This is a genomic window from Streptomyces sp. NPDC057543, assembly GCF_042801895.1.
Taxonomy (GTDB): domain Bacteria; phylum Actinomycetota; class Actinomycetes; order Streptomycetales; family Streptomycetaceae; genus Streptomyces.
This window is the reverse complement of the sequence record NZ_JBHVFF010000173.1, coordinates 1-18,371: the sequence shown is the minus strand read 5'-3', so window position 1 is coordinate 18,371 and position 18,371 is coordinate 1. Positions and strand designations below refer to the sequence as shown.

Sequence of the window (18,371 nt, the reverse complement as noted above, 5' to 3'; positions counted from 1 at the left end):
GAATCACGGCTGCCCCGCGCCTTTGCGTGTGACCATTTCCCAGCGCGGCCGGGGCCTCAGGTGGCAATCTGCTCAGCAGTAGATACGCACAGCTACATAGCCGGAGGTGCCGTTTCCGTGCCGTCCAACGTCAATCCCACCGTCAGGCGACGCCGGTTGGGCCAGGAATTGCGCCGACTGCGCGAACTCAAGGGCATGACGGCCGAGGAGGTCGCGGAGCGACTGCTGGTCTCGCAGTCGAAGATCAGCCGTCTCGAAAACGGCCGCCGCTCCATCAGCCAGCGCGATGTACGCGACCTCTGCGGGGTGTACGAGGTCGAGGATCACCGGATCGTCGACTCCCTCATGCAGATGGCCAAGGATTCGCGCCAGCAGGGCTGGTGGCACGCCTTCGGCGACATCCCGTACAGCGTCTACATCGGGCTGGAGACCGATGCCGAGTCGCTGCGGGTGTACGAACCCCAGGTGGTCCCGGGCCTGTTGCAGACCCGTGGTTACGCCGAGGCACTGATCAGGGGCGCGCTGCCGGAGGCCCCGCCGAGCGACATCGACAAGCGCGTCAGCGTCCGGGCCCGCCGCCAGGACCGCATCACCGCCCTGGAGCATCCGCTGCGGCTCTGGGCGGTGATCGACGAGTCCGCACTGCATCGGATGGTCGGCGGCAAGCAGGTCATGATCGAGCAGTTGGAGCAGCTGGTCGAGCTGTCGCAGCTGCCTCATGTCACCGTGCAGGTACTGCCCTTCGACATGGGCGCACACCCGGGCATCAACGGGCAGTACGCCATTCTCGAATTCCCGGACGCCGCCGACTCCAGCGTCGTCTACATCGAGGGCGTCACCAGCGACCTCTATCTGGAGAAGGCCAATGACGTGCAGCGGTACAGCGTCATGTACGAGCACCTACGGGCACAGGCACTGAATGTCGAGCAGACCCGGCACTTCATCAGCGACATCGCGAAGCAGTACGCCAGGCGCTCGGGCGCGTAAATCCGGACAGCCCGCAAAGTCCGGTATGCAAGAAATGAAGTGATGCCGCGAGGAGGGGCGGCGGTAAGGTACACCGCCGCCCGCCTGCAGCGGAAGGTTTTGGTGGTATATACCATCCGGTCGAGTGAACGCGCCCTTCACTCAAGAGACTTGGCGAGTAGCGTCGATCACGCCAACCGGAACGCTGTTGGTGTCCTTCACACGACTCTCTGAACCGGAGTGAACATGGCCATTCGTCAGGGTGCTACGGACAAGTGGACGAAGTCTTCGTATTCCGGGGGCAACGGCGCCTGCGTCGAAGTCAAGTCCCCTCTCGTGCGGGCAATCGCGGTGCGCGACTCGAAGGCCCCCGAGGGCCCTTCGATCACGTTCGTCCCCGCCGCGTGGAACGCCTTCGTGCGCGATGTCGGCAAGGGCGCCGTCGACGCCTGACCGGCACCTCCTCCCCCGCACGCATCGCAGCATCGATTCCGGTGCTGCCGGTAGCCCTCTCGACTGGTCCGCCGTCCCGGCCGAGGGGGCTCGATGCCGGGCCGGCGGCTCGATGCCCGACCGGGCTCTCAGCGCAGCCGGTCTACGTACAGATCGGTGCCGGGCACGGTCGGGATGAACGGCGCCACCAACTCCACCCGCCCCAGCCCCGATTCCGCGACCGCCGCGTCGAGCCCGGTGAAATGCCCGGCCCAGCAGTCCCGCGGGTCCTCCTGGAGGAACCACAACAGGGTCAGCCGGGTCTCGACGCCCTCGACCTGCTTCACATAGCTCATCCGGTCGCCCGGCAGCGGCGTGGGACGGAAGACGGTCACCATCGCCGCCGGTGAGCCGCCCAGCCGCTTCGGCAGATGGCGCGAGCGCAGCCACTCCAGCAACTCGGCCCGCTCCCCCGCCCCTTCGGCATCGATCACCTGAAGGACCAGCCCGCGGTAGGGGTGGTCGAGCGCGTGGAAGTCCCGCGGCCCAGCGGCGCCGTCCCGGTAGACCGTCGCCTCGTGGTCCTGGAACGACGTGAACACATGGGTGCGGTCCTGGTAGACCCGGCCGTCCCGGTTCAGCCGCTTGTTGATCCCGACGGTCCACTTCATGTGGTCGTCATAGCGCCCGTCCGTCACCCAGTACGTGGACAGATAGCAGCCGGCGCCGACGGGCTGCGCGACCGCGGACTTCTCCGGGTAGCGCAGTTCCCGCAGCTCCCGGGTGGCGACCCAGCGGCGCCCCGCGAACATCCAGGGCATCGCCATCGCGCCCGCGTAGTAGTGGTCGTCCTCGTACCAGCGGTTGTACGCGTACTCATGCCCCGGATGCGGTTCGACCATGGTGATCAGCGCGTGGCCGGGATGGACTCCGTACGGCCCCAGCGCGGCCAGTTCGGCGTAGGTGTCACTCCGTGTCTCGTCGCTCATGCCGTTCCCCTTCCGTACTCCGCGTCGGCGCCCTACTCTGACGCTCCGTCAGAAAAACTGCCAGAGACGGGAGATGGCCGATGTTGCTCGCGGGGAAGTCCGTCATCGTGTCCGGGGTGGGCGCCGGACTTGGACATCAGGTCGCGGCGGCGGTCGTCCGGGACGGCGGCAACGCGGTGCTCGGGGCGCGTACCGCGGCGAATCTCGCCAAGTCGGCCGCGGAGATCGATCCGGAGGGCCGGCACACCGCCCATCTGGCCACCGACATCACGGACGAGGCGCAGTGCGAGGCACTCGCCGCGCTGGCGCTGGAGCGGTTCGGGCGGATCGACGCGGTGGTCCACGTCGCCGCCTGGGACAGCTATTTCGGCGGGATCGAGGACGCCGACTTCGCCACCTGGCAGTCGGTCGTCGACGTCAATCTGCTCGGCACGCTGCGGATGACCCGCGCCTGCCTGCCCGGCCTCAAGGAGCGGGGCGGCTCGGTGGTCGTCATCGGCACGCAGTCCTCGGTGGCCGCGCCGTCCCAGGTGCGGCAGGCGGCGTACGCGGCGTCGAAGGGGGCGCTCACCTCGACGATGTACTCCATGGCGCGGGAGTTCGGCCCGCACCGGATCCGGGTGAACACGGTGCTGCCCGGCTGGATGTGGGGGCCGCCGGTGCAGGCGTACGTCCAGTTCACGGCGCACACCGAGGGCGTGCCCGAGGCCGAGGTCCTCGGCCGGCTCAGCGAGCGCATGGCGCTTCCGGACCTTGCCACGGACGGCGACGTCGCCGACGCCGTCGCGTTCCTGGCCTCGGACCGGGCGCGGGCCATCACCGGACAGTCCCTGCTGGTCAACGCCGGCGAACTGATGCGTTAAAACCGGCCGGTCCACGGAACCGGCCGACCCTTCTCCGTCTCGCCTCGCCCTTCCCTCATGCCCTCCTTCCCGGCCGCGCGGGACCCGCATCCCGTGCGGTCTTTCTGCGCTTCTCGATGCTTCCGACTCGTCTGTACAGCCTGACGAAGTGCCCGCTCATCGTGTGGCCGCCGTCACGTTCGCGACAACGCCCACGTGAGTCAAGAACAAGCAAATTCGTTCGGCTTACTGATCGGCGTTCACACTCTTGATCGCGCAAAACCTTGACCGAGGGGTCGAACAGGCGGTTCAATCCCCGTTGTCCCCGCTCCCGCACGGGGCCCCGCTGAGCGGCCGTACCGGCGAAGTGCGTACGCGTTCACAAGGCGGACCCCAGGAGGGGGCACATGAACAGTCTCGACTGGGTCGTGCTCATCGGCTACTTCGGCGTGATGATCGCGATCGGGCTCTGGTCCCACAAGCGTGTGGACAACGTCAGCGACTTCTTCACGGCCGGCGGCAAGATGCCGTGGTGGCTGTCCGGCATCTCGCACCACATGTCCGGCTACAGCGCGGTGATGTTCACCGGTTACGCCGGTATCGCGTACCAGTACGGCGTCACGTCCTTCGTGACCTGGTCGCTGCCGATCGCCATCGGTATCGGCATCGGCGCCCAGCTCTTCGCACCCCGGCTCAACCGACTGCGCTCGCGGCTGCATGTCGCGTCCCCGCTCGAATACCTGAAGAACCGCTACAACATCCAGACCCAGCAGGCGCTCGCCTGGTCCGGTCTGCTGCTGAAGATCGTCGACGTCGGCGCCAAGTGGGCGGCCATCGCCACCCTCCTCTCCGTCTTCACCGGCATCTCGATCACCCAGGGCATCTTCATCACCGGCTGCATCACCGCCATCTACTGCACGGTCGGCGGCCTGTGGGCGGACGCGCTCACGGAGCTGGGGCAGTTCGTCATCCAGCTCCTCGCCGGGGTGGCGATGCTCGTCACGGCCATGGCGAAGCTCGACGGCTTCAGCACCCTGTGGACGGTCTGGGACAAGCTGCCCGAGGGTCACACCGACCCGACGGCCGGCCCGTACACCGTGACCTTCCTGCTGGCGTACCTCTTCATCAAGACCTTCGAGTACAACGGCGGCATGTGGAACCAGGCCCAGCGCTACATGGCCACGGATTCCGCCGCCGCCGCGAAGCGTTCGGCCCGGCTCTCCGCCGTGCTGTGGCTGGTCTGGCCCACGGTCCTGTTCTTCCCGATGTGGTGTGCCCCGCTGTTGGTCCACGCGCAGAAGCCGGACGCCTCGGACAGCTACGCCCTGATGACCGAGCAGCTGCTGCCGCACGGTCTGCTGGGCCTGGTCGTCGTCGGCTTCTTCTCGCACACGATGGCCATGTGCTCCTCGGACGCCAACGCCATCGCGGCGGTCTTCACCCGCGACATCGCCCCGGTCTTCTCCAGAGCGGCGCGCACCTGGAGCAGCCGGGCCGGGCTGCTGGCGGCCCGGTTGTCCACGCTCGGCTTCCTCGGCCTGTCGATGGCGCTGGCCACGCAGATCAACTCGCCGACGTTCAAGGACATCATCTCCGTCGTCATCAAGTGGGTCGCCGGTCTGATGGGTCCGATCGCGATTCCGTTCATGCTGGGTCTGCTGCGCAGGTTCCACAGGTCGGGCCCGACGGCGGCGCTCACCAGCTGGGCGGCGGGGCTGCTGGCGTTCTACTTCACCAACTACGACTTCGACGGTTCGGTGAAGACGGATGTCGCGCTGCAGTACCAGGTGGCGCTGCCGCTGGCGATCTCACTGGTCCTCTACATCGTGATCGGCTTCATCAAGCCGGAGGACACCCCGGAGCGCGACGCGATCATCGAGAAGATCAACTCGGACGGTGACGGCTCGGCGGCCGGGGCGACGGTGCCGGCTCAGGCCGGTCCGGGGGACGCGGCGGTCACGGAGGGCGTGAAGGACTGACGCTCGCCGCTGTGCGCGTGCGGGGCAGGGTGGGGTGGGGTGGGGTGGGGTCGGATACGAACGTGACAGGGAGCCGTTTCACTGCCACGTTCTCTTCCTCACCCCTGCCCTCGCCCGTGCTCCATCCAGGTGTCAGCCGCGCGGGTAGCGGGTCAGCCAGCCCGGCGCGGCGGCCGACGGGCTGTGCAGGGCCGGGCCCTGGGTCATCTCCATGGCGAAGTCGTCGGCGAGTTCGAGGAGGGTTGCGCGCCCCTCCAACTCCGCGAGCCAGGCCGGCGGCAGCGCGGTCTCGCCGTGCAGCGCACCGAGCAGCGCCCCGCACAGGGCCCCGGTGGCCGCGGAAGGACCGCCGTGGTTGACGGCCAGCCGCAGACCGTGCCGTATGTCCTCGCCGACCAGGGCGCAGTACACGGCGACGGCGAGGACGTCCTCGGCCGTGTCCGTGGCGCCGAGCGACTCGATCAGGGCCGGTCCCGGGATGCCCTGGCGCACGGTACCGAGGGCCCGCTTCAGCGCTTCGGAGACCGGTTCGTGCCCGGGCCGCTCGGCGAGCAGTGCCAGCGCGTGCTGGACGGAACCGTCCAGGGTCTCGGCGCGGGCCAGCCCGTGCACGATGACGGCGAAGGCGCCCGCGGAGAGCAGGGCGGTGGGGTGGCCGTGGGTCTGCGTGGCGCACTCGACGGCCAGTTGGAGGACGAGCTGCGGCTCCCAGCCGACGAGCAGCCCGAACGGCGCGGACCGGGTGAGGGCCGCCGAGTCGCGTGCGGTGGGGTTCTTGGGCTGGTCGAGGGTGCCCATGGTGGTGTCCCCGAGCCCGGTGAGGCATTCCCGGGTGGGGGCGCGGCGGGCGTAGAGCCACTCCTGCCGGGCGAGCCAGCCGTTGTCCTTGCGGCGCTCGTCGGGCCCCCAGTCGCGCTGGGTCGCCGCCCAACGCAGATGGGCCCGGTGCACATCGGTGGGCGGGTGCCAGGCGCCGGTGTCGCGCCGGACCTGGGCACGGATCAGCCCGTCGACGGTGAACAGGCTGAGCTGGGTGACGGCGGTGACGGTGCCGCGCCCGCCGTGTGCGGGCACGAAGTCGGTGACGGCGTCCGCACCGTGGGCCGCCCGGATCTCTTCGAGCGTGAGCGCGTCTACCCCCGCCCCGAGCGCGTCGCCGATGGCCCCTCCCAGCAGAGCCCCCCGCACCCGGCTACGGAAGTCCTGCTGCTCGGCACGGCCCCAGACAGCTGTGGTCCCTGTGCTCACCGTGCCCCTCTCCCGTCGACCCGTCGACCGCCCGCCTGCGACTGCGCAGCACTGTAATCGAACCGGAACGATCGGTTGAGGACGCGGAACCGAGTACGCGTGGGTATGTGGACGGACGTCCCGCAGGTCGTTTTTGACCGGTCGGTAACGGGTCCGGAGCGGGCGGGAGCGGTCGGCTCACCGTCGCACCGGCTCCGGAGGCACACCGATGTGCTGGCCGGCTGCCCCCTCAGCCGTCGCCCCGACGGTCCTGCGCAAGCCGTTCCCGTTGGCGCAGGGCCCAGGCGTACCCCGGGTCGAGCTCCAGCGCCCGGTCCAGGTCCGCCAGCGCCTCGTCCCTGCGGCCCGGCTGCCGTGGGCCCAGGCGTACTCCGGCCACAGGGCCACGGCCCGGTCCAGTTCGGCGGCCCGCCCGACGAAGTCGGCGCGTCTGCACTCCGCGGCGATCTGCCGGAGGGGGAGAGGCGGCGCGGGGTGGCTGCGAGCGTGAGAACCAGTCTGGCAGCGTTCACCTCAGCCGCGCAGACGCCCGCCCCGGCTGTGCGCGACGACCAGCACCTGCCGCAGCGACGCGATGACCCGCGTGAGCGTGAACCGCAGCGCGAGTCCGCCCGCCGTCGCGTCCGCCAGCACCGCCGCCGCGCCCGCCAGCACGTCCTTCCCGCAGTCGAGTTGGTGGTGGCGCGCATGGGGCGTACTGGACGACGTGATCGCCACGGCGGAGGGGCGTGTCACGCAGACCGGCGAGCTGACCGCTGACGACTCGAAGGCGCCGCCACCGGCCCCCCGCCCCACCGGCGGACCGGTACGCCTCGCAGCCCCGGCGGGCCCATGCGCTCGCCCCTCGCGGGGGAGGCCGGTCGCCCCTGCGCTTGCGCCGAGGTGCGGGCCCGGGGTCCCGCACCTACGGTGACCAGAAAGGGCTCGCCCGGTCGCCGGGGCGGTCGGATCTTCCTTCGCGCCACCGCGCCGTTCCGCCCCCGTCCCGCCGCGCCACGCCGCGTCGGCAGAACGCCTCCCCCGCCTTGGAGACCCCGTGAATTCCTGCGCTCCGGCCACCGTCCACCACCGCACGGTGCAGATCGACGGACTCGACATCTTCTACCGCGAGGCGGGTGACCCTGCGGCGCCGACCGTCGTCCTGCTCCACGGCATGCCCACCAGCTCCTTCATGTTCCGCGGCCTGATCCCGCTCCTGTCGGACCGCTATCACGTCGTCGCACCCGACATGATCGGCTTCGGGTTCTCGTCGGCGCCTGCTCCCGACGCCTTCGACTACACCTTCGACTCGCTGGCCGAGATGGAGCACAGGTTCCTCGACGAGCTGGGCATCGGGACGTTCTCCCTGTACGTCCAGGACTACGGCGCCCCCATGGGCTGGCGGCTCGCCCTGCGCGACCCTGACCGGATCACCGCGATCGTCAGTCAGAACGGAAACGCCTACGAGGAGGGCTTCGTCCCCTCCTTCTGGGATCCGCTGTGGGCGTACGCCCGAGACCAGGACGACGAATCGCTGGCCCGGCCGCTGCGCCGGAGCCTGGACCTCGACATGATCCGCTGGCAGTACGTCCACGGCGTGGCGGACCCCGAAGTGGTCAGTCCCGACACCTGGCACCACGACCACGCGATGGTCAACCGGCCGGGCAACCCCGAGATCCAGCTCAGGCTCTACGCCGACTACCCCTCCAACGTACGTCAGTACCCGGCGGTGCAGGAGTACTTCCGCACCAGCCAGGTACCCCTGCTCGCCGTCTGGGGGCGCAACGACGAGGTCTTCGGCCCGGCCGGCGCGGAGGCCTTCCACCGCGACCTGCCGACGGCCCGGGTGCATCTCCTGTCCGGCGGCCACTTCCTGCTGGAGAGCCGGCTGCGCACCGTGGCCGACCTGATGCGCGGCTTCCTCGCCGGCGTCACCGAACCTGCCTGAGCGTCCCGGCACCCGGCGGGGTCGGCAGGGCCCACCGGGGCCGGCACACCATCAGTTCGGCAGCACCGGCAGCAGTTCCGGAAGGTGTCCGTCGGACGCGGCGGCCGCCGCCACCCGCTCCTCGGGGACCTCCCCGTACAGCGTCGTACGCGGCTTCGCCGGGCGGCCCGCGAGTTCCGCGATCGCGATCAGGTCCTGGATGGAGCGGTACGAACCGTAACTGGAGCCCGCCATACGCGAGATGGTCTCCTCCATCAGCGTGCCGCCCAGGTCGTTGGCGCCCGAGCGCAGCATCTCGGCCGCGCCCTCCGTGCCGAGCTTCACCCAGCTGGTCTGGATGTTGGTGATGTGCGGGTGGAGCAGCAGCCGGGCCATGGCGGTGACGGCCCGGTTGTCGCGGTCGGTCGGGCCGGGGCGGGCGATGCCGGCCAGGTAGACCGGGGCGTTGGTGTGGATGAACGGGAGCGTGACGAACTCCGTGAAGCCGCCGGTCTCCTGCTGGAGGTCGGCCAGGGTCCGCAGGTGGCCGAGCCAGTGGCGGGGCTGGTCGACATGGCCGTACATCATCGTGGAGGAGGAGCGCAGGCCCACCTCGTGGGCGGTCCTGATGACCTCCAGCCAGGTCGCCGTCGGCAGCTTGCCCTTGGTGAGGACCCACCGGACCTCGTCGTCCAGGATCTCGGCCGCCGTGCCGGGGATCGAGCCGAGCCCGGCCTCCTTCGCGGCGGTCAGCCAGTCGCGGATGGACATGCCGGTGCGGGTCGCCCCGTTGACGACCTCCATCGGCGAGAAGGCGTGCACGTGCATGCCGGGGACGCGTTCCTTCACCGCCCGTGCGATGTCGAAGTACGCGGTACCGGGCAGGTCCGGGTGGATGCCGCCCTGCATGCAGACCTCGACCGCGCCGACGTCCCACGCCTGCGCGGCCCGGTCCGCGACCTGGTCCAGGGAGAGGGTGTACGCGTCGGCGTCGGTGCGCCGCTGGGCGAAGGCGCAGAAACGGCAGCCGGTGTAGCAGACGTTGGTGAAGTTGATGTTCCTGGTGACGATGTACGTGACGTCGTCGCCGACCAAGTCACGGCGCAGGGCGTCCGCGATCCGGCAGAGTTCGTCGAGCGCCGGGCCGTCCGCGTGGAGCAGGGCGAGCGCCTGGTCGTCGTTGAGCTTCGTCGGGTCGTCGGCGGCCTGGCCGAGTGCCTGGCGCACGTCGGCGTCGATGCGGGACGGGACCATGCCGGGGGCGGCGGCCTCGCGCAGCGCCTCCCAGTCCCCGTACACCTCGTCGAAGTCCTCGCGGCGGTCGCCGGTACGACCCTCGGTGTCGATGGTGCGGTGCAGGTCGGTACGGCCGGTGGCGCCGAACTCCTCGTCGGGTTCCTGCCAGGGCAGGCCGGCGGGGATCGCGCCTTCGCGGGCCAGCCCCGTCTCCGGGTCGGCGAGGGCGCGGACGTGCGGGAGGAGGCGGGGATCGAGCCAGGGCTCGCCGCGCTGGATGAACTCCGGGTAGATGGTGAGGCGTTCGCGGAGCGTGAAGCCCGACTCGGCGGTCTTCGCGGCCAGTTCGTCGATGTGGGGCCAGGGGCGTTCGGGGTTCACGTGGTCGGGGGTGAGCGGGGAGACGCCGCCCCAGTCGTCGATGCCCGCGCCGATGAGCAGCGCGTACTCGGCGTCGACGAGGTTCGGCGGGGCCTGGATCCGCGCGGACGGGCCGAGGATGTGCCGGGCGACGGCGATGGCCGCCGCCAGTTCCTCCAGCTCGGCGTCCGGCATGCCGCGCATCGCCGTGTCCGGCTTGGCGCGGAAGTTCTGGACGATGACTTCCTGGATGCCGTGGTAGGCGCGGGCGGTCTTGCGCAGCGCGAAGAGGGAGTCGGCGCGCTCCTCGTACGATTCGCCGATCCCGATCAGGATGCCGGTGGTGAACGGAACGTTGGAGCGGCCCGCGTCCTCGAGGACGCGCAGACGCACGGCCGGTTCCTTGTCCGGGGAGCCGTGGTGCGGGCCGCCCGGTTCGGACCACAGACGGGTGGCGGTCGTCTCCAGCATCATGCCCATGGACGGGGCGACGGGCTTGAGCCGCTGGAGGTCGGTCCAGGTCAGCACGCCCGGGTTGAGGTGCGGGAGGAGGCCGGTCTCCTCCAGGACCCGGATCGCCATGGCGCGTACGTACGCGAGGGTGTCGTCGTACCCCTCGGCCTCCAGCCATTCCCGCGCCTCGGGCCAGCGGTCCTCGGGCCGGTCGCCGAGTGTGAACAGCGCTTCCTTGCAGCCCATGGCGGCGCCTTCGCGGGCGATGGCCAGCACCTCGTCGGGCGACAGGAACATCCCGTGACCGGCGCGCCGGAGCTTGCCGGGGACGGTGACGAAGGTGCAGTAGTGGCACTTGTCGCGGCAGAGCCGGGTCAGCGGGATGAAGACCTTGCGGGAGTACGTGATGACACCCGGCCTGCCCGCGGCTTCGAGCCCGGCGTCGCGCACCCGGGCGGCCGAGGCCGCGAGATCCGTCAACTCGTCGCCGCGCGCCTGGAGCAGAACGGCGGCCTCGGCCACATCGAGGGCGACACCGTCGCGGGCCCGCTTGAGGGCCCGCCGCATGGAGTTGGTGGTCGGGCGTCCGCGCTGAGGATCGGTCATGGAGCGAGCATACGAGCGAGGCCCGCGCCCCATATCCGGGGACTCCGCTGACCAGGACACCCCGGACCGGAAGTGCCCGTACGGGCAGCCCGCCCCAGAGCCTCTCGTGTGGATCACGGCGGGCTCGCGTGCTCCGACACCCTGATCCGGCCCGATCCGAACGAAGACCCTAGTTCGGCCGGTCCTCGCGGAGCGACAGGTTCAGCCGCTCGCTCGCCAGCCGCATGTGCTCCGCCATGGCCGCGTCGGCCGCCTCCGGGTCGCCGGCCCGGATCGCGTCGAGCACCGCCCCGTGCTCATGGAGCGTGCCGCTCACCGTGCCCTCGATGTCCCCGGCCCGCTCCATCCACACCTGGAGCAGCGCCCGGATCGAGTGCAGGATGTCGCTCAGCACGGTATTGCGGGCGATGTTCGCCGTCTCCAGGTGGAACGCGATGTCGGCGTCGATGAACGCCTTGACGTCCGTTCCCGCCTCCCGCATCCGTTCCAGGTGGCCGGCGAGCCGTTCGACGTCCTCCGCGGAGGCCCGGTCCGCGGCGAGCCGCGCCGACATGCCCTCCATGAACGTACGGACCTCCACCAGGTCCTGGGTGCGCCGCTGACCGAGCATCAGCCCCCAGTTGATCGCCCGCGGCAGGAACTCCGACGTCCCTTCGCGCACGTACGAACCCGACCCCGGCCGGATCTCGATGATGCCCAGCACGTCCAGCGCGGAGAGCGCCCCGCGCACGCTGGAGCGCGCGACCCCGAGCGCGTCGGCGAGCTGCCGTTCGGCGGGCAGCCGTGTTCCCGGCTTCAGATTGCCCTCGGAGAGGTGGTCGAGGAGCCGCTTGGCCACCTCGCTGACCGAGGACTCACGCACGACAGGGCGCAGAAGCGACGTCAGATCGGGCACTTCGGACTGCGTGGAATCGGGCTCTTCGGGCTGCGTGGACACGTCGCCAAGTACATCAGACGTCGCCGCGTCCGGCTGGGCCGGGAGCACGGTAGCGCCGCTCATCGGCCATATCAACCCGCTCGCCGGAGCGACGTACGTCACTTTGGTTAATTGGTGACCAATTTTGGATTCAGGGCTAGCGTGTGTGCTGTCAGCGGGTCGGACATGGGCGTTTCTCCCCTATCCCCCCTTTGTCGCCATGTGACATAGAGCCGGACAAAGCGGTCCGGGAACCGAGGAGTCTCCATGGGCGCCACCGCGCATTCAGCCGAGAGATCAGCCGTCGAGAGATCGGCCATCAAGAAGGTCTCGATCCGGCTCGTCCCGTTCGTGGCCCTGATGTTCTTCGTGAACTATCTGGACCGGACGGCGGTCTCCTTCGCCGAGCCGAACGGAATGGGCCAGGACCTCGCGCTCACCGCGGCGCAGTTCGGCTTCGCCTCCGGCGTCTTCTTCATCGGCTACATCATTCTCGAAGTGCCCAGCAACATGGCGCTGCACAAGTTCGGTGCCCGCCGCTGGCTGGCCCGGATCATGGTGACCTGGGGCATCGTCGCGCTGCTGTTCACCTGGGTGCAGAACAGCGAGCAGCTCTACACGCTGCGGTTCCTGCTCGGTGTCGCCGAGGCCGGTTTCTTCCCCGGCGCGATCCTCTTCCTGAGCCAGTGGGTGCCCTCCCGGCACCGTACGAAGGTGCTCGGCCTCTTCTACCTCGCCCAGCCGCTGACCACCGTGATCGGCGCCCCGCTGGCCGGCTGGTTCATCAACCAGCACGGGCTCTTCGGCCTCGAAGGCTGGCGCGTGATGTTCCTCGGCGTGTCCATCCCGGCGATCCTGCTCGGGATCATCGCCTGGTTCTACCTGATCGACCGGCCGGCCGACGCGAAGTGGCTGACGGCCCCCGAGAAGGAGTGGCTGACCGCCGAACTGGCCGCCGAGAACGCCACGAAGACCGGGGCGGACGAGAAGACGAACCACGGTCGCGAGGCCCTGAAGGCCGCCTTCACCAACAGCCGCGTCTGGACCCTGGCACTGATCTACTTCGGCTTCATCTACGGCCTGTACGCCCTGGCGTTCTTCCTGCCGACGATCATCAACGGCTTCCAGGAGCAGTTCGACACCTCGTTCAGCGTCATGGACAAGGCCCTGATCACGGCCATCCCGTACCTCCCGGCCGCGATCGTCCTGTTCTTCTGGTCGCGGCACGCCACCAAGCACGGCGTCGGCAAGTGGCACATCGCGGGCCCGGCCGTCGTCGGCGGCGTCTCCATCCCGATCGCCCTCTACATGGGTTCGCCCGCCGCCACCGTCGCGGTCATCACGATCACCGCGTGCGCGATCTTCGCCGCGCTGCCGGTCTTCTGGTCGGTGCCGTCGCAGTTCCTCACGGGCGCCGCCGCGGCGGCCGGTATCGCACTGATCAACACCGCGGGCAACGTGGCCGGTTTCGCCGCCGGATACGTCACCGGCTGGCTGAAGGACTTCAGCGGCGACTACTACCTGCCGCTGTTCCTGGTCGGCGCCTTCATGCTCATGTCCGCCGCGCTGATGCTGTGGCTCGCGAACCGGTCCAAGGGCCAGGACGCGGGCCGGGGCCGGTCCCTCGTGGAGGCCCACTGATGACCCGCCTGTTCAACGACCCCGCCACCTTCGCCGACGAGGCGCTCGAAGGCTTCGTCGCCGCCCACCCGCGCCGGGTCCGCAAGGTCCCCGGCGGTGTGGTCCGCGCGACCCGCACCGCCCCCGGTCAGGTCGCCGTCGTCGTGGGCGGCGGCTCCGGCCACTACCCGGCCTTCTCCGGACTGGTCGGCCAGGGCCTCGCACACGGCGCCGCGGTCGGCAACGTCTTCGCCTCGCCCTCCGCCCACCAGGTCCACCAGGTCGCGAAGGCCGCCCAGACCGGTGGCGGTGTCCTCCTCGCGTACGGGAACTACGCGGGCGACGTCCTCCACTTCGGGCAGGCCGCCGAGCAACTGACCGCCGAGGGCATACCCGCCCGCACGCTCGGCGTCACCGACGACATGTCCAGCGCCTCCCCGGCCGAGGCCCACAAGCGCCGCGGGGTCGCCGGTGACCTGGTGGTCTTCAAGGCGGCGGCCGCCGCCGCCGAGGCCGGGCACGATCTGGCCGAGGTGACCCGTATCGCCGAGCTGGCCAATGCCCGCACCCGCTCGTTCGGGGTCGCGTTCTCCGGCTGCACGCTGCCGGGCGCCGATCACCCGCTGTTCACCGTCCCCGAAGGCCGGATGGCCGTCGGCCTCGGCATCCACGGCGAGCCCGGCATGGGCGAGCAGTCCGTCCCGACCGCCGACGGGGCGGCCGAGCTGCTGGTGGAGACCGTGCTCGGCGAACTTCCCGAGGGCGTGGACAGCCCGCGCGGACAGCGCGCGGCCGTCATCCTCAACGGGCTCGGCTCGGTGAAGTACGAGGAACTGTTCGTCGTCTACCGCCGGGTCGCCCAACTCCTCGCCGAGGCCGGGGTGCAGGCCGTCGACCCGGAAGTCGGTGAGCTGGTGACCAGCTTCGACATGGCGGGCGTCTCGCTCACCCTGTGCTGGCTGACCGATGAACTGGAGCCGCTGTGGACGGCCCCGGCGGACGCCCCCGCGTACCGCAAGGGCGTCGTCGAGGCGGCGGACCTCGTCACGGCCGACACCGAGGAACAGGCCGCCGACGACACCGTCCCGGCCGCCACGGACGAGTCCCGCGCGGCAGCCCGTACCGTCCTCGCCGCCCTGCGCACCCTCAAGGACACCGTCGACACGCACGCCGAGGAGCTGGGCCGGATCGACGCGGTCGCCGGTGACGGCGACCACGGCATCGGCATGCAGCGGGGCACCACGGGCGCGTACGAAGCAGCGGTCCGCGCCGAGGAGTCGGGAGCGGGCGCCGGCACCCTTCTCCTCCGGGCCGCCGACGCCTGGGCCGACCGGGCGGGCGGCACCTCCGGCGCTCTGTGGGGCGTCGTCCTGCGGGCGATCGGCACGGCGCTCGGCGACACCGACCGGCCGACGGCCTCCGTGGTCGCCGCCGGGATCGCGGAGGCGTCGGCGGGCGTCATGCGGCTGGGCGGGGCCGAGGTCGGCGACAAGACGATGGTCGACGTCCTCGTCCCGTTCGCTGCCGCCCTGACCACCGCCACCGGTGAGGGGCACCCCCTGCCCACCGCCTGGGACACGGCCGCGAGCGCCGCGCAAGCGGCAGCGGCGGCCACCGCCGATCTGCTCCCGCGCATGGGCCGGGCCCGCCCGCACGCCGAGAAGAGCCTCGGCACTCCGGACGCCGGAGCCCACTCCCTGGCCCTGATCGTCCGCGCAGTCCACCCCGTTCTCGCCACGACCCTGGAGAAGCACTGATGTCCGACCAGCCGATGTCCGACAGGCTCCGCATCGTCGTCGGTTCCGACGACGCCGGTTACGCCTACAAGGAAGCCCTCAAGAAGGACCTGGAAGCCAGCGACCTCGTCGCCACCGTCACCGATGTGGGTGTCGACGCCGACGGGCACACCGCGTACCCGAAGGTCGCCATCGCCGCGGCGGAAATGGTCGCGCGCGGCGAGGCGGACCGCGCCCTGCTGGTCTGCGGCACCGGCCTCGGGGTCGCCATCGCCGCCAACAAGGTCAAGGGCATCCGGGCCGTCACCGCCCACGACTCGTTCTCCGTCGAGCGCGCGGTCCTCTCCAACAACGCCCAGGTCCTCACCTTCGGCCAGCGGGTCGTCGGCCTGGAGCTGGCCCGCCGGCTGGCCGCCGAGTGGCTGACGTACCGCTTCGACGAGACGTCGGCGTCGGCCGCCAAGGTCGCCCTGATGAACGACTACGAGAACCAGCAGGAAGCCGCAGCCTGATGCCCGCCGCTTCGCAGAACCACCCCCGGGTCACGATCGGGGTGAGCCTGAAGATGTACTTCGGCCACCACGAGACCCTGAACTGGGCGCGCCGGATCGCCGAGACGGCCGCCCGCCACCCCGCCGTGACCAGCGGCACCGCCGAGCTGTTCGTGCTGCCCGCGTTCCCCGCGATCGTCCCGGTGGCCGGCATCCTCGCCGGTACGGAGGTACGGACCGGGGCGCAGGACCTGGCGACCGAGGACACCGGCCCGTACACGGGCGAGGTCAGCGGTACCCACCTGAAGGAGATCGGCGCGAGCTACGCCGAGGTCGGGCACGCCGAGCGCCGCCGTCTCTTCGGCGAGGGCGACACGGTGGTGGCCGCGAAGACGGCGGCCGCCCTGCGCAACGGCCTCACCCCGGTCCTCTGCGTCGGCGAGCTCGACCCGGTCGCCCCCGCCGAGGCGGCGGCCCGCACGGTCGCGGAGGCGGCGCGCATCCTGGCCACGGCCGCCCACGACGGCGCGCCCGCCCCGGTCGTCATCGCGTACGAGCCGCAGTGGGCGATCGGCGCTCCGGAACCGGCGTCCCCCGAGCACATCCGCACGGTGTGCGAGGCCCTGACGGCGTGGCTGGCCACACAACCCGCCCTCACCGGCAGCCGGGTGATCTACGGAGGCAGCGCGGGCCCCGGTCTGCTGACCGAGCTGGGCACAGGCGTCGGCGGACTGTTCCTGGGCCGCTTCGCCCACGACCCGGCGGCGGTGGAGCAGATCCTCGACGAGGCGATGGCCCTGCACGCCCCCGCTACCGCCCCCGCCGCTGCCAACTCCCCGGAAGGGGAGGGCTGATGGCCTACGGACTGAGCACGTACGCCTTCTTCTGGCGGATTTCCGAGAAGGCCCCGAAGCCACTCACCGTGCACGACATGCTGGCGCAGACACGGGACTTGGGCGGCGAGGTCTTCCAGATCTGCGACTACCCACCGATCGAGACGTTCGACGACGCCCAGCTGGACGCGGTACGCGCCACGGCGACCGAGTACGGCATCACGCTGGAACTGGGCACGCGCGGCGTGCGTCCCGGCCACCTGGCCGATTACCTTCGCATCGCGCGGCGCCTGGGCGTCACCCTGGTCCGCTCGATGCTGAACACGGCGGACCACCGGCCTTCCGTGCCGGAGGCGACCGCCCTGCTGCGCGAGGCCGTCCCCGCGTACGCTGCGGCTGGCGTGACGCTCGGCCTGGAGACGTACGAGCAGGTCTCCACCGACGACCTGCTGTCCGTCGTACGCGGTGTGGACAGCCCGTACCTGGGCGTCGTGCTCGACCCGGGCAACAGCGTCGCCCGCCTCGAACGCCCGGTGGACGTCGTCGACGCCACCGCCCCCTACGTGGTGAACATCCACGTCAAGGACTTCTCGTTCTCCCGCCGTGACGGCTGGGTCGGCTTCACCTTCGCCGGCTGTCTTCTCGGCGAGGGCCTCCTCGACTACGACCACATGATCGACCAGGTCCGGCCGTCCGAGAAGGGCATCAACCAGATCGTGGAGCACTGGCTCCCCTGGCAGGGCGATTTCACCGAGACCGCCCGCCTGGAGGACCAGTGGACCCGGCACAGCATCAACACCCTTATGAGGAGCAAGTAATGGCCACCGAAACCACGACCGCATCCACCACCGTTGCCGTCATCGGGGCCGCCGGCAAGATGGGCCAGCGCGTCTCCAACAACCTGGTCAAGAGCGACTTCACCACCCTCTTCGCCGAGAACTCGCCGAAGGGCCAGGAGCTGATCCGCGAGCTCGGCCGCGAGCTGACCGACGGCGCCGAGGCCGCCGCACAGGCCGACGTCGTGATCCTCGCCGTGCCGGACGTCGTCCTCGGCAAGGTCTCCGAGCAGCTCGTCCCGGTCATGAAGCCGGGCGCCATCCTGCTGACCCTGGACCCGGCCGCCGCGTACGCCGGTCTGCTGACCCGCCGCGCGGACGTGCACAACGCGGTGGCGCACCCCTGCCACCCGTCGGTGTTCCTGGAGCGCACGACGAAGGAGGAGTGGGCCGACACCTTCGGCGGCATCGCCGCCCCGCAGGAGGTCGTCGCGTCCTTCGAGCCCGCCGCCGAGGCCGCCGACCCGAAGGCCCAGGAGCTGGCCGAGGCCGTCATCTCCACGATGTACGCCCCGGTCGTCGAGGTCCACTGGGTGACCGTCAAGCAGCTCGCCGTCCTGGAGCCGACCCTCGTCGAGACGATCGCCTGCATGATCGGCGCCCTGCTGACCGAGGCCCTCCACGAGACCGTCCACACGGTGGGCGTCCCGGAGAAGGCCGCCCGCGCGATGCTGCTGGGCCACACCCAGGTGGCGCTGGCCAACACCCTCAAGGGCTCGAACCCGTTCTCCGACGCGTGCCTGATCGCGATGGACTACGGCCGCGAGTCGATCGTCCGCGACGACTGGAAGAACGTCTTCGACGACGCCGAGCTGGACAAGGTCATCACGCGGATGCTCAAGATCAAGGAGATCAAGCGCTGACCTGACGCTTTCGGCACTTCCGGTTCCGTACGGGCCGGGCACCCCGCCACGGACGGGGG

Annotated in this window: 17 protein-coding genes; 11 read left to right on the top strand and 6 right to left on the bottom strand. The window is 70.5% G+C overall.

The window, feature by feature from the left end; genetic code table 11:
* Positions 1-117: 117 nt before the first annotated feature.
* Both ACFU8Q_RS26045 and ACFU8Q_RS26040 read left to right on the top strand, forming a co-directional pair.
* Positions 118-987, top strand: coding sequence for a helix-turn-helix domain-containing protein (locus ACFU8Q_RS26045; RefSeq protein ID WP_384457962.1), 870 nt, complete (start codon positions 118-120; stop codon positions 985-987).
* 225 nt (positions 988-1,212) lie between these two features.
* Entirely contained in the window at positions 1,213-1,419 is a 207-nt protein-coding gene (locus ACFU8Q_RS26040; protein WP_266732146.1) for a DUF397 domain-containing protein, read from the top strand.
* Between the two features lie 128 nt (positions 1,420-1,547).
* On the opposite strand, the gene ACFU8Q_RS26035 is transcribed toward ACFU8Q_RS26040, so the two are convergent.
* Positions 1,548-2,387, bottom strand: coding sequence for a hypothetical protein (locus ACFU8Q_RS26035; RefSeq protein WP_384457960.1), 840 nt, complete (start codon positions 2,385-2,387; stop codon positions 1,548-1,550).
* A gap of 80 nt (positions 2,388-2,467) precedes the next feature.
* On the opposite strand from ACFU8Q_RS26035, the gene ACFU8Q_RS26030 reads away from it, so the two are divergent.
* On the top strand, positions 2,468-3,250 hold the full coding sequence (locus ACFU8Q_RS26030) for an SDR family oxidoreductase (protein ID WP_384457958.1): 783 nt from the start codon (positions 2,468-2,470) through the stop codon (positions 3,248-3,250).
* Between the two features lie 386 nt (positions 3,251-3,636).
* Positions 3,637-5,208, top strand: a complete 1,572-nt coding sequence (locus tag ACFU8Q_RS26025; protein WP_384457956.1) for a sodium:solute symporter family protein — start codon at positions 3,637-3,639, stop codon at positions 5,206-5,208.
* Positions 5,209-5,340: 132 nt separating this feature from the next.
* Here ACFU8Q_RS26025 and ACFU8Q_RS26020 read toward each other — a convergent pair whose 3' ends face one another.
* The 3 genes from ACFU8Q_RS26020 to ACFU8Q_RS26010 form a co-directional block, all read right to left on the bottom strand.
* Positions 5,341-6,456 carry an ADP-ribosylglycohydrolase family protein gene (locus ACFU8Q_RS26020; RefSeq protein ID WP_384457954.1) on the bottom strand — a complete coding sequence of 372 codons (1,116 nt, stop codon included), beginning with the start codon at positions 6,454-6,456 and terminating at the stop codon, positions 5,341-5,343.
* Between the two features lie 229 nt (positions 6,457-6,685).
* The gene (locus ACFU8Q_RS26015) at positions 6,686-6,835 is read right to left on the bottom strand and encodes a hypothetical protein (protein ID WP_384457952.1); all 150 of its coding nucleotides are present in this window, start codon (positions 6,833-6,835) and stop codon (positions 6,686-6,688) included.
* Positions 6,836-6,969: 134 nt separating this feature from the next.
* Positions 6,970-7,191: a hypothetical protein gene (locus ACFU8Q_RS26010; protein WP_384457950.1), complete on the bottom strand. Its 222-nt coding sequence runs from the start codon at positions 7,189-7,191 to the stop codon at positions 6,970-6,972.
* 301 nt (positions 7,192-7,492) lie between these two features.
* Here ACFU8Q_RS26010 and ACFU8Q_RS26005 point away from each other — a divergent pair, with 301 nt between their 5' ends.
* Positions 7,493-8,383, top strand: a complete 891-nt coding sequence (locus ACFU8Q_RS26005) for an alpha/beta fold hydrolase (protein WP_384457948.1) — start codon at positions 7,493-7,495, stop codon at positions 8,381-8,383.
* Positions 8,384-8,434: 51 nt separating this feature from the next.
* Here ACFU8Q_RS26005 and ACFU8Q_RS26000 read toward each other — a convergent pair whose 3' ends face one another.
* Positions 8,435-11,017, bottom strand: coding sequence for a bifunctional FO biosynthesis protein CofGH (locus ACFU8Q_RS26000; RefSeq protein ID WP_384457946.1), 2,583 nt, complete (start codon positions 11,015-11,017; stop codon positions 8,435-8,437).
* A gap of 169 nt (positions 11,018-11,186) precedes the next feature.
* The gene (locus tag ACFU8Q_RS25995; RefSeq protein WP_266746815.1) at positions 11,187-11,954 is read right to left on the bottom strand and encodes a FadR/GntR family transcriptional regulator; all 768 of its coding nucleotides are present in this window, start codon (positions 11,952-11,954) and stop codon (positions 11,187-11,189) included.
* Positions 11,955-12,200: 246 nt separating this feature from the next.
* Between ACFU8Q_RS25995 and ACFU8Q_RS25990 the strand changes: the two genes are divergently transcribed.
* Genes ACFU8Q_RS25990 through ACFU8Q_RS25965 form a run of 6 tightly spaced genes read left to right on the top strand, consistent with a single transcriptional unit; the run spans position 12,201 to position 18,312 of the window.
* A complete protein-coding gene (locus ACFU8Q_RS25990) occupies positions 12,201-13,574 on the top strand; it encodes an MFS transporter (protein ID WP_384457944.1) in 1,374 nt (457 codons plus the stop codon).
* The gene (locus ACFU8Q_RS25985) at positions 13,574-15,310 is read left to right on the top strand and encodes a dihydroxyacetone kinase family protein (protein WP_384457942.1); all 1,737 of its coding nucleotides are present in this window, start codon (positions 13,574-13,576) and stop codon (positions 15,308-15,310) included. Before ACFU8Q_RS25990 ends, ACFU8Q_RS25985 begins: the two co-directional genes overlap by 1 nt.
* A gap of 14 nt (positions 15,311-15,324) precedes the next feature.
* Positions 15,325-15,801: a ribose-5-phosphate isomerase gene (locus ACFU8Q_RS25980; protein WP_384457964.1), complete on the top strand. Its 477-nt coding sequence runs from the start codon at positions 15,325-15,327 to the stop codon at positions 15,799-15,801.
* On the top strand, positions 15,801-16,634 hold the full coding sequence (locus ACFU8Q_RS25975) for a triose-phosphate isomerase family protein (protein ID WP_384457941.1): 834 nt from the start codon (positions 15,801-15,803) through the stop codon (positions 16,632-16,634). The genes ACFU8Q_RS25980 and ACFU8Q_RS25975 overlap by 1 nt, the downstream gene beginning before the upstream one ends.
* A complete protein-coding gene (locus ACFU8Q_RS25970; RefSeq protein ID WP_384457939.1) occupies positions 16,634-17,431 on the top strand; it encodes a sugar phosphate isomerase/epimerase family protein in 798 nt (265 codons plus the stop codon). Before ACFU8Q_RS25975 ends, ACFU8Q_RS25970 begins: the two co-directional genes overlap by 1 nt.
* Positions 17,431-18,312: a phosphogluconate dehydrogenase C-terminal domain-containing protein gene (locus tag ACFU8Q_RS25965; protein ID WP_384457937.1), complete on the top strand. Its 882-nt coding sequence runs from the start codon at positions 17,431-17,433 to the stop codon at positions 18,310-18,312. Before ACFU8Q_RS25970 ends, ACFU8Q_RS25965 begins: the two co-directional genes overlap by 1 nt.
* Positions 18,313-18,371: the final 59 nt, after the last annotated feature.